General features: G+C 72.0%; 12 protein-coding genes. 5 read left to right on the top strand and 7 right to left on the bottom strand.

The features are described 5' to 3' along the window. Window positions 1-88 precede the first annotated feature (88 nt). From purM to Q0P88_RS12950, 3 genes are all read right to left on the bottom strand, one after another. Window positions 89-1,204: a phosphoribosylformylglycinamidine cyclo-ligase gene (gene purM, locus Q0P88_RS12960; RefSeq protein WP_295014779.1), complete on the bottom strand. Its 1,116-nt coding sequence runs from the start codon at window positions 1,202-1,204 to the stop codon at window positions 89-91. 103 nt (window positions 1,205-1,307) lie between these two features. Beyond that, window positions 1,308-1,646 (bottom strand): potassium transporter Trk, encoded by a 339-nt coding sequence (locus Q0P88_RS12955; RefSeq protein ID WP_295014778.1) that lies wholly within the window; start codon window positions 1,644-1,646, stop codon window positions 1,308-1,310. Window positions 1,647-1,776: 130 nt separating this feature from the next. Further along, window positions 1,777-2,145: a sterol carrier family protein gene (locus Q0P88_RS12950; RefSeq protein WP_295014777.1), complete on the bottom strand. Its 369-nt coding sequence runs from the start codon at window positions 2,143-2,145 to the stop codon at window positions 1,777-1,779. A 113-nt stretch (window positions 2,146-2,258) separates the two neighbouring features. On the opposite strand from Q0P88_RS12950, the gene Q0P88_RS12945 reads away from it, so the two are divergent. Genes Q0P88_RS12945 through Q0P88_RS12935 form a run of 3 tightly spaced genes read left to right on the top strand, consistent with a single transcriptional unit; the run spans window position 2,259 to window position 5,396 of the window. Further along, entirely contained in the window at window positions 2,259-2,957 is a 699-nt protein-coding gene (locus Q0P88_RS12945; protein ID WP_295014776.1) for a CoA pyrophosphatase, read from the top strand. A gap of 33 nt (window positions 2,958-2,990) precedes the next feature. Next, entirely contained in the window at window positions 2,991-4,268 is a 1,278-nt protein-coding gene (purD, locus tag Q0P88_RS12940) for a phosphoribosylamine--glycine ligase (protein ID WP_295014775.1), read from the top strand. A gap of 39 nt (window positions 4,269-4,307) precedes the next feature. Further along, window positions 4,308-5,396, top strand: a complete 1,089-nt coding sequence (locus tag Q0P88_RS12935) for a hypothetical protein (protein ID WP_295014774.1) — start codon at window positions 4,308-4,310, stop codon at window positions 5,394-5,396. Window positions 5,397-5,806: 410 nt separating this feature from the next. Here the strand turns inward: Q0P88_RS12935 and Q0P88_RS12930 are convergent, their stop codons facing one another. Beyond that, complete coding sequence (locus Q0P88_RS12930; RefSeq protein ID WP_295014784.1) at window positions 5,807-7,195, bottom strand: DHA2 family efflux MFS transporter permease subunit; 1,389 nt, start codon at window positions 7,193-7,195, stop codon at window positions 5,807-5,809. 118 nt (window positions 7,196-7,313) lie between these two features. After that, on the bottom strand, window positions 7,314-7,925 hold the full coding sequence (locus Q0P88_RS12925; protein ID WP_295014773.1) for a PadR family transcriptional regulator: 612 nt from the start codon (window positions 7,923-7,925) through the stop codon (window positions 7,314-7,316). Window positions 7,926-8,131: 206 nt separating this feature from the next. On the opposite strand from Q0P88_RS12925, the gene Q0P88_RS12920 reads away from it, so the two are divergent. Both Q0P88_RS12920 and Q0P88_RS12915 read left to right on the top strand, forming a co-directional pair. Further along, window positions 8,132-9,067 (top strand): phosphoribosylaminoimidazolesuccinocarboxamide synthase, encoded by a 936-nt coding sequence (locus tag Q0P88_RS12920; RefSeq protein WP_295014783.1) that lies wholly within the window; start codon window positions 8,132-8,134, stop codon window positions 9,065-9,067. Window positions 9,068-9,277: 210 nt separating this feature from the next. Next, window positions 9,278-10,624, top strand: a complete 1,347-nt coding sequence (locus Q0P88_RS12915) for a uracil-xanthine permease family protein (protein ID WP_295014772.1) — start codon at window positions 9,278-9,280, stop codon at window positions 10,622-10,624. A gap of 193 nt (window positions 10,625-10,817) precedes the next feature. Here the strand turns inward: Q0P88_RS12915 and Q0P88_RS12910 are convergent, their stop codons facing one another. Beyond that, window positions 10,818-11,987 carry a LacI family DNA-binding transcriptional regulator gene (locus tag Q0P88_RS12910; protein ID WP_295014771.1) on the bottom strand — a complete coding sequence of 390 codons (1,170 nt, stop codon included), beginning with the start codon at window positions 11,985-11,987 and terminating at the stop codon, window positions 10,818-10,820. Window positions 11,988-11,989: 2 nt separating this feature from the next. Next, window positions 11,990-13,456 carry a glycoside hydrolase family 1 protein gene (locus tag Q0P88_RS12905; protein ID WP_295014770.1) on the bottom strand — a complete coding sequence of 489 codons (1,467 nt, stop codon included), beginning with the start codon at window positions 13,454-13,456 and terminating at the stop codon, window positions 11,990-11,992. Window positions 13,457-13,565: the final 109 nt, after the last annotated feature.

Below are 13,565 nucleotides of genomic sequence, written 5' to 3'. Positions count from 1 at the left end.
CCGCGGTGCTGCAGCAGCAGGAGCGCGTCGTAGATGTCCTGGTTGACCGGGGCCTGCCCGACCATTCCGACGATGCCGCACATGGGTGTCAGTTCGCTCCGTCCGCGTAGGCGCCGACCAGGCGCACGGCACCGCCGTCGACGCCCTTGGCGCCCTGTTCGAAATCGCCGGCCGGCCGTGCGGCCGCGGCGTCGAGCCGCACCGTGCCGACCTGCCAGGTGTCGATGCCGCCCTCCGTGAGCGCTGCGGCGATCGCCGGGGCCGCCGCGGCGTCGACGACCGCGAGGAAGCCGATGCCGAGGTTCCAGGTGCCCTCGCTGGACTCCAGCGTGGTGCCGGCCAGGTCGCTCAGCACGCGGAACACCGGGGCGGGCGACCAGGTGGAGCGGTCGATCTCGGCCCAGGATCCCCGCGGCAGCACCCGGGCGAGGTTCGCCGCGATTCCGCCGCCGGTGACGTGGCTGAGGGAGTGCACGGCGCCGTCGAAACGGTCGGTCAGTGCGAGCAACGGGGTCGTGTAGAGGCGGGTGGGCGTGAGCAGCGCCTCTCCCCAGGTCGTCCCGAGGTCGGCCGCGCGGTCGCCGTAGCCGATCCCGGCCTTCGCGAGGATGTGGCGCACGAGCGAGTAGCCGTTGGAGTGCAGCCCGCTGGAGGCGAGGGCGAGCACGACGTCGCCGTCCTGCACGCGCTCGGATCCGAGGATCCGGTCCGCCTCGACGATGCCGGTGGCCGCGCCCGCGACGTCGTAGTCGTCGACGCCGAGCAGACCGGGGTGCTCGGCCGTCTCCCCGCCGACGAGGGCGGTGCCGGTGAGCTCGCAGGCCTCGGCGATGCCGCGCACGATATCGGCGATGCGCTCGGGGACAACCTTGCCGCAGGCGATGTAGTCGGTCATGAACAGGGGCTTCGCGCCGACCACGACGATGTCGTCGACGACCATGCCGACCAGGTCGTGCCCGATCGTGTCGTGCTTGTCGATGGCCTGCGCGATCGCGACCTTCGTGCCGACGCCGTCGGTGCTCGACGCGAGCAGCGGACGACGATAGCCGAGCAGGGCGGAGGCGTCGAAGAGCCCGGCGAATCCGCCGACCCCGCCGAGCACCTCGGGTCCGTGCGTGGCACGGACGGCGGATTTCATGAGTTCGACGGCGCGATCGCCGGCTGCCGTATCGACGCCGGCTTCAGCATAGGTGCGGGAGGACACTCGTCGAGTTTACCGGCGCCCGGCTGTGCGGACGCCCGCGCGTCGAGAGTGACCGACACCGTGCCCGGGATCCGCCCCGGCGGGCGGGCACGCGGACGTCGGACTACTCGCCGACGGCGTCGGCCGAGCCGCCGACGTGCTCGCGATCGACGCGCACCACGCGCTCCGTGCGCCGGGACCGGCGCTCCAGCACGAGGGCGATCACGCCGAAGACGGCAAGGCCGAAGGGCACCGTTCCCAGCAGCAGGAAGCCGAAGACCTGACCGAACGGATAGGAGACCTGCGTTACCGCGGAGGCCTCGAAGTTCCCGCCGACCGTCAGCAGGAAGGCGAGCACGACGCCGACGCCGACCCCGATGCCGAGGAAGACGCCCCAGCGCGGCGAACGGTGCACGCGGGCCTCGACGGTCTGCGAGGTCTGGTGCGGTTGCGGCGTGCTCATGGATCCATTCTCCCACGCGCCCCTGTGCGCGGATCCGGGATGGTTTTCCTGGCGACCAGGATCGCGTGCCCGGTCCGCGAGCCGCCGGCCGGATCATGCCGCCCGCTCGACCGCTCGGACCGGCACGCGCTCAGGGACGCAACGGAAGCAGCTCGGTGAGATCGGCCCGTGTGCCCGACGCCTGGATCCGCCCCGCCGCGAGCGCCGCCGCCCAGGTCTCGGATCCGGTCGCGACGGCGATCCAGGTCGCCGCATCGAGCTCGACGACGTTCGGAGGGGTGCCGCGGGTGTGCCGCGGACCCTGGACGACCTGCACGGCGCCGAACGGGGGGACGCGCACCTCCACGCTGTTGCCGGGTGCCTTCTCGTCCAGCAGCTGCAGGAGATAGCGCACCGCGGTCGCGTAATCGGTTCGCGCCGGCCTCTCGCCCGCCGCGAGCGCCGACCGGCTCGCGTCGAGTGCCGCGCGCCCCGCGGCGGTGTCGATCCTGGTGACCATGGCTCCACCCTAGGCATCCGGACACGGCGAAGGCCCACCCGGGATCGGCGCCCTCCGACGCCGGGCCGCCGCTCTCCGCCCCCTTTCCCGTGGGCGGGCATAGGCTCGCAGGGATGACCTCCTCCGCGCAGACCTCGGCCGCATCGGCCCGCTCCGATGCGCGCGCGGATCTGATCGCCGCCGCGCGCGGGGGGATCCCGATCGACCGGTTCCCCCGCGTCGAAGGCGGTGCGCACGCGGCCTCGGTGCTCGTGCTGTTCGGACGGCTCGACAGCATCGACGCCGAGGCGGACGCCGTCTCCGTCCCCGCCGATCTCGACGTCCTGCTGCAGCGCCGCGCCGCGACGCTCTCCTCGCACCCCGGCCAGGTCTCGTTCCCCGGCGGGCGCCGGGAGCACGCCGACCGCGACGCCGCCGCGACCGCCCTGCGCGAGGCGCAGGAGGAGACGGGGCTGGATCCGGCCGGCGTGGAGATCCTCGCGACGCTGCCGGAGATCCCCCTCGCGGCCAGCGGTCACCTCGTGACGCCCGTCCTCGGCTGGTGGCGATCCCCCTCGCGGGTCGTCGCGGTCGATCATGCCGAGACCGTGGACGTCTTCCGCGTGCCCGTCGCGACCCTGCTGGATCCCGCGACCCGGTTCACCTCCACGCTCCGCCGCGGCGGCATGACGTTCCGCGGCCCCGCGTTCGACGTCGACGGCACGATCGTGTGGGGCTTCACCGCGATGGTGCTCGACGGGCTCTTCGACGCGGCGGGATGGACACGGAAGTGGGATCGCGACGACGAGCGCCCGATCGCCCTTGAGGTCTGAAACCACCGGGAACCGGCTCGGTAGGCTGGCGGGGTGAAGATCCTCGTCCTCGGTTCCGGTGCCCGTGAGCACGCGATCATCCTCGCCCTGCGTGCGGAGGCGGAGCCGCACGAGATCCTCTGCGCACCGGGCAACGCCGGGATCGCGCAGGACGCCGCGCTCGTCGACGTCGACATGATGGACGGCGCGGCGGTGACGCGGTACGCGGACGAGCACGGCGTCGACCTCGTCGTCGTCGGCCCGGAGGCGCCGCTGGTCGCCGGCGTCGCCGATGTCGTCCGCGCGCACGGGATCCCCGTGTTCGGCCCCGGCAGGGCCGCCGCGCAGCTGGAGGGCTCGAAGGCCTTCGCCAAGCGCATCATGGAGGCCGCCTCCGTACCCACCGGGCGGGCCGTGCGCGCCACGAGCGTCGCCGAGGTCGAGGCGGCCTTCGACGAACTCGGTGCGCCGTACGTCGTGAAGGCCGACGGGCTGGCGGCGGGCAAGGGCGTCATCGTCACGGAGGACCGCGCCGCGGCGCTCGCTCACGCGGCCCAGTACGTCGCTTCAGGGCCGGTGCTCGTCGAGGAGTTCCTCAGCGGCGAGGAGGTCTCGCTCTTCTTCCTCAGCGACGGCGACACCGTGCGGGCGCTGAGTCCCGCGCAGGACTTCAAACGCGCCCTCGACGGCGACGAGGGCCCGAACACGGGAGGCATGGGCGCCTATTCTCCGCTGCCCTGGCTCGCCGAGCGCTTCGGCAGCGAGGAGGCGTTCGTCGACGAGGTGACGCGCACGGTCGCGCTGCCGGTCGTGAAGCAGCTCGACGCCGAGGGGACCCCGTTCATCGGCCTGCTCTACGCCGGCCTCATCCTCACCCCGCGGGGCGTGCGCGTGATCGAGTTCAACGCGCGCTTCGGCGACCCGGAGACCCAGGTCGTGCTGCCGCGCCTGCGCACGCCGCTGTCCCGCCTGCTGCTCGCCGCCGCCGTCGGGACGCTCGAGGACGAGCCGCAGCCGGTGTTCTCGGACGAGGTCGCGGTCACGGTCGTGCTCGCGAGCGAGGGCTACCCCGAGGCGCCGCAGACCGGCCGCCCGATCGAGGGCCTCGCCGACGCCGCCGCCGTCGAGGGCGTCGGCATCGTGCACGCCGCCACGGCCGGCCCCGACGCACCGGGCGGCTCGCTCATCGCCACCGGCGGCCGGGTGCTCAACGTCGTCGCGACGGGATCCGACTTCGCCGATGCCCGCCGCCGCGCGTACGACGCGATCGGGCGGATCCGACTGGACGGATCCCATCACCGACGCGACATCGCCGCCCGCGTCGCGGAGTGATCCGCAGAGCGCGTCGCACGGGATCCGGGGGGATAGAACGTGAGCGAGCCGCAACCGGCGTCCGGTGAGCCCCGACGTCCGCCGTCGCGTTTCGACGCGATCGTGATCGACCTCCGTCGGCTGCGCATCGACGCGGGCGAGGTCTCGTTCGCGGAGATCGCGGCCCGGATCGCGACCCAGCGGGAAGCCGACGGTCACAGCCCCGGCGCCGCCAGGGTCGCTCGGTCGACGGTCTACGACGCCTTCCAGACCGGGCGGCGCCGACTCAGCCCCGAGCTGGTGCGCGAGATCGTGCGCGCGCTGGGCGGCGACGAGGCCGAGGCGGACGCCTGGCGCCAGCGATGCCTCGACGTGCGGCGCACCGGTCCTCGCGCGCACGCTCGCCCCGGCGAGGAGCATCCGGTTCCCCGCCCCTCTGCCCCGCCGCGCACGCCGACACGGACCACCGGCCCGACGCCGGTGCCGTGGGTCGGACCGGCGGAGTACGTCGCGTCCGCCGATCACGCGCACGCGTTGCGCGCGGCTCTCGTGCTCGTGCTGCTCGTGGCGTGCGTCGGCGTGAACCTCTTCGGCGGAGCGGTCATCATCCGCCAGCAGATCCCGCTCTATCTCGACATGATCGGGACGGCCGCCGCCGCGTTCGTGCTCGGGCCGTGGCATGGCGCGGTGGTGGGTCTGTCGACGAACGTGCTCGCCGCTCTCCTCGAGACGCCGGGGTCGATGCTGTTCGCCCTGGTGAACGTCACGGGAGCCCTGCTCTGGGGGTACGGGATCCGCCGCTTCGCCTCGACGATCCCGCGGTTCCTGCTGTTGAACGTGGTGGTGTCCCTCGTCTGCGCCATCGTCGCGGTGCCGATCAACGTGCTGCTGGCCGACGGCGTCGCAGACGCCGGACGGGCGGCCTTCACCGGTCTGGTGCCGAACACCGGCGACGTGTGGACGACGCTGTTCTCGCTGCTCACGCCAATCTCACTCGTCGACAAGCTGCTGTCCGGGGCGATCGGGCTGCTGCTCGCGCGGCTCGTCGCACCGTTGCTGCTGCGCGGCGGCGACCCGGTGCCCCGGCTGCTCGAGAGACGCGGCGCGACGACGGTGCGCCAGCAAGGTGCGGGGGACGGTCGCTCCTGAGGACCGGTGCCGGCCGACCGGTATGTCGGATCGGCGATGCATTCCGGAAGAGGCATACGGAGCGCGCTCTGCCCGCGGGACGAGGGGAGACGCGGTCCTGCGCGATCTGCTCCGTGCGATCTGCTCGGTGCGAGAGTCGACGCTGGTGCGGCGGACGGACGCGGATCCGGGGGACACGCGGATCCGGGAGGGACAGCAAGGGGGTGGGACCCCGATGCCCCGCCCCCCCTGCATCTCTCCGCGGACGACAGCACTGCTCCCCCCGCCGTCCGCGAAGCTCCCCTGCACCGCCGTACGCCACACGCTATCGAGCGGGATCGTCCGGGCCCGGCCGATCCCGCGATTCCGGACAACTCCGGACGCGCGGCCTCCCGGCGTCCGCGTGCGCTCGCGCCGGGAGGACTGCCGCGTCAGCGCCCGCGGAGGTGGCTCGGTCGCTTCATGAACAGGACGCCGAGCACGCCCAGCAGGAGCACGGCAGCGGGCAGGATCATCGACTGCGCCATGGCCGTCGAGAAGCCCGCGACCACGAACTCCGGCAGCTTCCCGGTCCCGAAGTCCCCGCCGTGGCTGCTCGCGCCGGGGAGGTTGGCCTCGAGACGCCCCTGCATGAAGGCAGCGATCGCCGCCGAACCCAGCACCGAGCCGATGGTCCGGGTGGTGTTGTAGATCCCCGCGCCGGCGCCGGCCTGTCGGGGCTCCAGGTTCCGGGTCGCGGTGGTCGCGAGCGGACCCCACATGCCCGCCTGGCCGATGCCCATGAGCGCCGACGGCAGGAGGAACATGCCGATCGGGGTATCCGGGTTGATCAGCAGCGCGTACCAGACGAGCGCGATCACGGTGAGACCCAGGCCCGGCACGAGCAGGAGCCGCGGATCGACGCGATCCAGGATCCGTCCGGCGAGCGGGGCGAGCACACCGGACAGCACCGCCATCGGGATGAGCAGCAACGCGGACTCGGTAGGGGTGAGACCCCGGGCGAGCTGATAGAAGAACATCATCGGCAGGGACATCGAGGTCACCGTGAAGCCGACCGTCGCGATCCCGAAGTTCGCGACCGAGAAGTTCCGGTCTCGGAACAGGCCCAGCGGCACGAGCGGCTCGCTCCGGGTCTTCGCCTGCTGCCAGATGAAGACCGCCATGACGACCACGCCCGCGGCGATCATCGCCCAGATCCACCCCGCCCAGTCGTAGTGCTGCCCCTCCTGGAGCGCGAAGACGATCAGGAACAGGCCGACGGCGCTGAGGACGACCCCGACGAGGTCGAAACGGTGCTCGTGTGTCTTCAGACGCGGGACGAGCAGGACGGCGAGCACGAAGCCGATCACGCCGACGGGGAGGTTGATGAAGAAGATCCACTCCCAGCCGAAGGCGTCGACGAGCAGACCACCGGCGAGCGGGCCGACGAGCGTCGCGACGCCCGCCGTGGCACCCCAGAGGCCCATCGCCGCACCGCGGTTCTCGGCGGGGAAGGTGCGCGTGATGACGGCCATCGTCTGCGGCGTCATCAGTGCGGCGCCGAGGCCCTGCACGGCGCGGAAGGCGATCAGCGTCGCCAGCGATCCGGAGAGTCCGCAGCCCAGCGACGCGAGCGTGAAGATGGCCAGGCCGATCAGGTAGATGTTCTTCGGCCCGAACCGGTCGCCCAGACGCCCGGTGATGAGCAGCGGCACCGCGTACGCGAGCAGGTAGGCGCTGGTGACCCACACGACGTTGTCGAGGTTGTTGGTCGTGGGATCCAGCGCCGCCTTGATCGCGGGGTTCGCCACGGAGACGATCGTGGTGTCCACGAGGATCATGAAGAATCCGATGACGAGCGCCCAGAGCGCAGGCCACGGACTCTTCGGCTTGTGTCCGGTCGCGTACGCGCCGGTGGAGGTTCCGAGCGAGTCGCGGGAGGGCGACTCGCGGACGGGTTCAGTCATGGTGTCGAGCCTTTCGTTGGGCAAGAAGGTGTTCCGGGACGTGTCCCCAGGGGAAGTCGGGGGATCCCAGTCGGGGAAGGAGGAGGTCGAGCCAGTCGACCTCCGCGCGCAGGATCACGCGTTGGCGGTCGAGCTCGAGCAGGTACTGCTCCGGCACGCCCTTGACGGCCGCGTCGGTCCGGCCCTCGTCGTACTCGGCCAGTTCCGTCCGCAGCAGACCCCTGCGCCGTCGGAGCAGATCGACCGCCTCGGCGCGTTCGAGGTTGTGCGCCTCGGCGAGGGCGACCCGGAACGTCGCGGGCCGGCCCACGCTGCCGAGCTCACGACGGACCCACTCGTCCACGGCCGTGAATCCGCTCCCGGTCAGGGTGTAGGTGGTGCGCTCGGGGCGGTTGCCCTCGCGGTCCACCCCCACCTCGTCGAGCAGCCCCTGCGCGTGCAGTCGGCTGATGGTGTGGTACAGCGTGCCGTTCGTGATCGAGACCATCCGATCGTCCCGGCGCGCGCGCAGAAGGCGCCCGATCTCGTAGGGATGCATGTCCCCCTCTCGCAGCAGGGCGAGGATCATCACCCCCAGCGGGGTGAGCGAAGGGTCCTTCACCATCACTCCATTCTGATTAGTCCATTTAGACTATCCGGATTGGACTATACAGGACAGCCGCCGAGGAGGCCAGCGCGAATCCGGAGGCCATCCGATCGGGACCGGAACTCGCCGCTCACCGCAGAACGGTCTCGAGCGCGCGGGCACCGAGCGGGCGGTCCGCATAGACGAGACGCATGACCGTCGGATCCGGATCACGCGATCAACCTATGCCGGACCACGGACATCGGGATCCTGCTCGACGCGACGCCCGCGATAATGGAGCGGTGAGCACCGCACCCCTCGTCCTCCCCGGCTGGCGTCACCTCTACTCGGGCAAGGTCCGCGATCTCTACTCCCCCGAGGATCCCGGCGATGCGCGTCTCCTCGTCGTCGCGAGCGATCGGGTCAGCGCCTACGACTTCTCGCTCGAACCGGCGATCCCGCGGAAGGGCGCCCTGCTCACCGCGCTCAGCCGCTGGTGGTTCGCGCGCCTCGCCGAGGGACCGGATCCGGTCGCGAACCATCTCGTCGACGGCGAGATCCCCGCCGAGGTCGCCGACCGCTCGATGCTCGCCCGCTCCCTGGACATGCTCCCGATCGAGTGCGTCGTGCGGGGCTATCTGACCGGATCCGGGTGGGCCGAGTATCAGGCCTCGGGGACCGTGTGCGGCATCGCGCTGCCGGCCGGTCTGCAGAACGGCGACCGCCTGCCCGAGCCGCTGTTCACGCCGGCCTACAAGGCACCGATGGGCGAGCACGACGAGAACATCACGTTCGCACGCGTCGAGGAGCTCGTCGGAGCGGAGCGGGCGGCGCAGCTCCGCGACCTTTCGCTCGCCGTCTACCGCCGTGCCGCGGCGATCGTCGAGGAACGGGGCCTCATCCTCGCCGACACGAAGTTCGAGTTCGGCGTGGACGAGGACGGCGTCCTGCGCCTCGCCGACGAGGTGCTCACGAGCGACTCGTCCCGCTACTGGGACGCCGAGGCCTGGCGCACCGGGACGACGCCCGAGGCGCGGATGGCGAGCTTCGACAAGCAGATCGTGCGGGACTGGCTCTCCGCGCACTGGGACAGACAGGGCACTCCGCCCGTGCTCCCCGACGAGGTCGTGGCAGAGACGGCCGCCCGCTACGCCGAGCTGCTCGCGCGCCTGACGGCCTGACGTCGCGCCGGGTCGCCGGGATCCGCGTCCCGATCGGTCCGGATCCGGCGGGTCCGACCCGGAACCCGGACCAGACGGATCCGCCTGCGCCACGGAACAGACGGGCCCGCCCTGGGCCGCGCCCGGACCGCCACGATGCCGCCGATGCTCTCAGGGAACGTTCAGGATAGGGTTTCCCCAGCCCTTCCCCCGATCCCGAGGAGCACACGCATGGCCCTGTGGAAGATCCATGGCAACGGTCGCACGGTCGAGCCGGGAGCCGTCGTCCGCCCGGACGAGCGCCTGAACTGGCCCGCCACGATCGCGATCGGGGTGCAGCACGTCGTGGCGATGTTCGGCGCCACCTTCCTGGTGCCGATCCTCACGGGGTTCCCCGTGCCCACCACGCTGCTCTTCAGCGGCATCGGGACGATCCTGTTCCTGCTCATCACGCGGAACAAGCTGCCCAGCTACCTGGGCTCCTCGTTCGCGTTCATCGCGCCGGTGACGGCCGCGACCGCCGCACACGCGACGGGCGCGGATCACGGGATCGGCGCCGCGCTCGCCGGCATCGTCGCCGTCGGCGTGCTGCTCGCGCTCATCGGCGTGGTCGTCACCGTCGCAGGCGTTCGCTGGGTCGACCGGTTCCTGCCGCCGGTGCTGGCCGGGACCATCGTCGCGCTGATCGGATTCAACCTGGCCGGCGCCGCCTACGGGAACTTCGCCAAGGCCCCGGTGACGGCGACGTTCACGCTCGCGATCACGATCGTCTTCGCCGTGCTGTTCCGCGGATTCCTCGGGCGCATCTCGATCTTCCTCGGCGTGATCGCCGGGTACGTCTTCGCGGCGTTCCGCGGCGAGCTGAACTTCGACGCCGTCGGCAAGGCCGCCTGGGTCGGCCTGCCCACGTTCCATCTTCCCGACTTCGGCACGCCCACCGTATGGAGCGGGATCGCGATGTTCCTGCCCGTCGTGCTCGTGCTCATCGCCGAGAACGTGGGACACGTGCGCGGAGTCGCCACGATGGTCGAGGACCCCGAGATCAACGCGCAGACCGGCAAGGCCCTGCTCGCCGACGGCGTCTCGACGACGATCGCCGGTCTCTTCGGCGGATCCGGCACGACCACGTACGGCGAGAACATCGGCGTCATGGCCTCGACCCGCGTGTACTCGACCGCGGCGTACTGGGTGGCCGGGATCGCGGCGATCCTGCTCAGCCTCTCGCCGAAGTTCGGCGCGATCATCAACTCGGTGCCGCCGGGAGTGCTCGGCGGGATCACGACAGGGCTCTACGGTCTCATCGGCGTGATCGGCATCAAGATCTGGGTCGACAACCGCGTGGACTTCTCCCGCCCGGTCAACCAGTACACGGCGGCCGTCGCGCTCATCATCGCGGTGGGCGGATTCACGATCACGGCCGGCGACTCCGGCTTCGTGCTCGGCGGGATCGTCATCGCCACGGTCGCCGCGATCGTCATCTACCACGGCGGCAACGCGATCGCCCGGCTCCGCAGGAGCGGCGCGGACGACCCCCGGCCGATCGAGGCCGTCGGCCCGCTCGGCGGCGACCCGGTCTGAGACCGCCCCGGCCCGGCCAGATCACCGGTGCCACGGCGCCCCCGCTAGGTCACCCGGGCCATCCCGCGCCGGCCAGGTCACCCGCGCCACGGTGGCCTGGTCACCCGCCCTGCAGCGGCCGTTTGCAGGAGAAACGTGCCGTGTTCACGTCCGCACGCGCCGCTCCCGCGCGTTCTTCCTGTGAACGGTTCGCTCACGCCGACTGCCGCACCACCAGCTCGGTCCCGAGGATCGTGCGACGAGGGGGTTCGGCGCCGGCGAGCAGGTCCAGCAGCACCTCGGCCAGCATCCGCCCCTGCTCCTGCATCGGCTGACGGATCGTCGTCAGCGTCGGGTCGGTCGACAGTGCGACCGGGGAGTCGTCGAACCCGACGATCGCGACGTCCTCGGGGACGCGCACGCCCGCGGCCCGCAGCGTGCGCAACGCACCGCGCGCCATGAGATCGCTCGCCGCGAAGATCGCGTCGGGAAGGGCGGATCCGGATCCGGCGCGAGCGAGCAGTGTCTGCGCGGCGCGTGCACCGTCTGCTTCGGCATAGTCGCCCGGCAGTTCCGCCCAGGGCGCGAGGCCCGCGGCCGCGAGCGCTCCCCGGAAGCCGGTCAGCCGGTCGATCGCGGCGGCCATGCTCTGCGGCCCCGTGATGGTGGCGATGCGCCGCCGCCCCGTGCGGATCAAGTGTTCGGTGGCGGCCCGAGCGCCCGCGACGTTGTCCACGTCGACGATCCAGTCGGCCTCGCGGGCGGTCGAGGGCCTGCCGCCGAACACGACGGGAACGGCCTCGGCGATGCGGTCCACGAACCGGTCGCTGGTGTGGTGGGAGAGGATGATCGCGCCGTCGACGCCGCCGTTGCGCACGAATCCGGTCACCCGGCCGCCCGGGTCGTCGCTCGCCACGAGCAGGTTCAGCAGGTAGTCCGAACGGGAGATCCGCTCGCTGATCCCCGCCACGACAGCGCCGAAGTAGGGGTCTCCGAAGAAGCGCGCGGTGTCCTCCGGCACGATGAGCGCGACGGCGTGGGTCTGTCGCATCGCCAAGGACCGTGCGGCGCGGTTCGGCACGTACCCGAGCCGCGCGATCGCGTCCTCGACCGCGCGCAGCGCCTGCGGGCTCACGGCGGTGGATCCGTTCGCGACGCGGGAGACCGTGGACCTCGAGACTCCCGCCGCCGCCGCGACCTGCTCGATCGTCGTCCTCGCGCGCCCCGGCGTCGTCGCGACGCCCGACGCGGGATCCGCCGCGCGCCAGCCCGGATCCGCCCGGCGCGGGACGCCGCGGGCGGGCGTCGGACGGGTCTTCGGAGAGCCGCTTTCGTCCGCTCCGCTCTCCCCGGGATCCGGCCCCCGCGCGCCGCGTCCTGCCATGCTCACACCGTCCTGGCCGCGATGATCCGCGCGTACTCGCGCCCGGAGTCCTTCACGGTCCGCTTCTGCGTGTCGTAGTCGACCCGCACGATCCCGAAGCGCTTGCTGTAACCGAAAGACCACTCGTAGTTGTCCAGCAACGACCATGCGAAGTAGCCGCGCACATCGACGCCCTCCGCGATCGCGTCATGGGTCGCGGCGACGTGCTCGCGCAGGAACATCGCCCGCTCCGCGTCGTGCACGGCCCCCTCCTCCACCACGTCGTCGTAGGCGGCACCGTTCTCGGTGACGTAGAGCGGGGTCGCGGGTGCGTAGTCGGCGGCGACCCGGCGCAGCACGCGGGTGAGGCCCTCTGGCTGCACCTCCCAGTCCATGCCGGTGCGGGGCAGGCCGCGCTCGACCCAGTGCACGTCGTCGGCGGCCGGGAACGGCGAGCGCGTCCGACGCGCGTCGGGACCTGTCGCGCCGCCGTCGTGCGGGGTGCCGTCTGCTCCCGGCTGGGGGGATCCGGAGACGAGTTCGCCGTGGTAGTAGTTGATGCCCAGGCAGTCGAGCGGGGCGGAGATCGCGGCGAGGTCGCCCGGCAGGATCGCCTCCTCCCAGCGGCGCACGGCCCCGGGATCCACCCCGCGCACGTCGTCGACGACGTCGGCGGGATAGGCACCGCGGAAGAGCGGATCCAGGAACCAGCGGTTGAACTGGCCGTCGATGCGTCGCGCCGCGTCGAGGTCGCCGGGATCGCGCGGATCCGCCGGATCGGCGACGGTCAGGTTGAGCGTGATCCCGAGGTCGAGCCCGGCATCGCGCTCCCGCAGCGCCTCGATCGTGCGCCCGTGCGCGAGCAGCAGATGGTGGGCGGCGAGGAGTCCGTCGTCGATGCGCGTGCGTCCGGGAGCGTGCACGCCGGCGGTGTAGGAGAGGAAGGAGGAGCACCACGGCTCGTTGAGGGTCGTCCAGTGGCGCACGCGGTCGCCGAGCACGTCGTGCACGCTCAGCGCGTAGTCGACGAACCGGTCGACGGTGTCGCGCGCGACCCACCCGCCCTTCTCCTCGAGCGCCTGCGGAAGGTCCCAGTGGTACAGGGTGAGCCACGGCACGATCCCGCCCGCACTGTCCGCGGGGTCGGAGGCGAGCAGTTCGTCGACCAGTCGGTCGTAGAAGGCGAGCCCCGCGGCGTTGACCGCGCCCCCGTCGGGACGGACGCGCGCCCACGAGGTCGAGAAGCGGTAGGCCTGCAGACCGAGCTCCCGCATGAGCCGGACGTCCTCCGCGTGCCGGTGGTAGTGGTCGCACGCGACGTCGCCCGTGTCGCCGTCGTGGACGGCGCCGGGCACCCGGGCGAAGGCGTCCCAGATCGACGCCGTGCGTCCCTCCTCGAAGGCGGCCCCCTCGATCTGGTACGCCGCCGTCGCCGCACCGAAGAGGAAGCCGTCGGGGAAGCGGCGGACGGACGAGTTCTCGGCGTTCATGAGGCGGGCGTTCCTTCTCGCTGCGACGGAGCCGGCCGCGGGTGTGCGGCAGATCCGGGCGGCATGGTCGGGGAGGGGCGGAGGGCTGTGTGGCACGCAGAGCACGAAC

Source organism: uncultured Microbacterium sp. (assembly GCF_945952435.1).
In the GTDB taxonomy this organism is placed as follows: domain Bacteria; phylum Actinomycetota; class Actinomycetes; order Actinomycetales; family Microbacteriaceae; genus Microbacterium.
The sequence above is the reverse complement of the archived record's forward strand: the minus strand, read 5'-3'. Positions and strand labels throughout refer to the sequence as shown.